Source organism: Okeania sp. SIO2F4, assembly GCF_010672385.1.
In the GTDB taxonomy this organism is placed as follows: domain Bacteria; phylum Cyanobacteriota; class Cyanobacteriia; order Cyanobacteriales; family Microcoleaceae; genus Trichodesmium.
This window is the reverse complement of sequence record NZ_JAAHGT010001322.1, coordinates 1-1,770: the sequence shown is the minus strand read 5'-3', so window position 1 is coordinate 1,770 and position 1,770 is coordinate 1. Positions and strand designations below refer to the sequence as shown.

Sequence of the window (1,770 nt, the reverse complement as noted above, 5' to 3'; positions counted from 1 at the left end):
CAATATTAGTTAAACGCCTAAATTTATTGCCGACTTGATATCTTTCATAATGTCTAGAAGTAGAAGCAGTTAATGTGGAAGTAACGCCATTAATTCCAAATATTGTATACCCTAAACGCGCTCCTCCACCTTGGTTATATAATATTTCTACACCATTACAATATCTATTGACACTTTTACTCTGTTTAATCCTTTCAATAGTGTCCGCAGTAAAATCAAATTGTGGATTTACTTCTGATTCATCTTGTAGAATATCTTTGAGTTTTTTTCTGGGTTTGATGTCAGACATTAAAGGCAAAGATTGACTATACATTTTATTTTTGTATGAAATACCCCAGTTATAGTTTTTGCTACTTCCATTGATAATAGACTCCATAGATTTTTCTATATCACTATTTTCATGGCAGGATAAATTTTCAACATCATTATCTGTTAAAAATATAGACAATTTTTCTAAATCTGGTATCTTGTGTTTTGATTTAATCATGCGGGTACCAAAAATAAAAATTCTATCTCTGTTTTGGGGAATACCAAAATTTATTGTATTAATAATTCGCCATTCAATAAAATAATCTAAGGTCGCGAGAGAATTTAAAATCATTCGGAAATGATACCCCTTTTCCATAGTTAGGATTCTTTTGACATTTTCTAATAAAAAATATTGGGGTTGTTTGGCTTTAATTATTTCCACAATGCGTTGAAAAACTGCGCCTCTGACCTTATCTCTAATCCCCATTTTTTTACCTGCTTGACTAAATGGTTGACAGGGAAAACCAGCAGTTAAAATATCGTGTTCTGGAATTTCTGATAAATTAATTTGATTAATATCACCTAATACTATTGAACTACTACCAAAATTACTCTGATAAACTTGACAACAAAGTTCATTAATATCATTAGCCCAAATAGTGTTAATATTTGCAGCTTTCATTCCTAAACGAAAACCACCTATTCCGGCAAATAATTCTATACCTTTGAGTTTGTTTGCTTTATTCAAAATTACTTATTTTTTAGTGAAGTTTTCAAGTAAGCTTTCAGCTATTAGCTGTCAGCTATCAGCAATAAAACAAGGCTTTTGTAGTAATATTTAATTCTAGCTCAATAAAACTCTGCTCTTAAGGAGTGGGGTTTAAATAAAGCTTTTATGTAAAACGAAAAGCAATAGCTAATGTCTAATGGCTAATGACTAAGGCTGATGGCTGACAAAATTTGAGAGTATTCAGTTCAAATCAAATTCCCAACTGAATACTCTCTTCTTCTTCCTACTTTCTTCCTTTTTCCTTTTTCCTAATTTTAACTATTAATTTTCATCCATATTACTGAGATTGAAAATAAAAGGAACTCCTTGAGACTTTTCACTGCCAAGAATTAAAACTTTAGGCATTTGAGAACCACCTTTTTTCCAAGCTTCTATAGCTTCTTTTTGTAAAACCAACTCACCACCTTGTGCTTTTAGTGTTTCAGCTAATAGTTTTTGAGCTTCTGCTTTACCCTTAGCGCGGTTAATTTCTGCTTCAGCTTCTTGTTCTGCTTCTTCAGCAATATACACTGCTCTTTGAGCTCTTTGTTCGGCAATTTGTTTATCTTCAACTGCCCTAGCAAATTCAGGAGAAAATGTTAAATCAATCACGCTAGTATCTAACACAATGATTCCATATTTATCCAAGCGAGAACCTAAAGCATTATCAAAGTCTGATTTTAATTCTTCCCTTTTTGTAATAGCTTCTTCAACAGTTCTTCTCGCTGCAGCAATTTTAAAAGATTCTTGAG

General features: G+C 32.0%; 2 protein-coding genes. Both read right to left on the bottom strand.

Annotation, left to right across the window (positions count from 1 at the left end; genetic code table 11):
* On the bottom strand, positions 1 to 997 hold a 997-nt coding region (locus tag F6K22_RS40070; protein ID WP_293110656.1), incomplete at its 3' end, for a DNA cytosine methyltransferase.
* A 303-nt stretch (positions 998 to 1,300) separates the two neighbouring features.
* Positions 1,301 to 1,770 (bottom strand): SPFH domain-containing protein (locus F6K22_RS40065; RefSeq protein ID WP_293110654.1); only part of this gene is annotated, 470 nt, incomplete at its 5' end.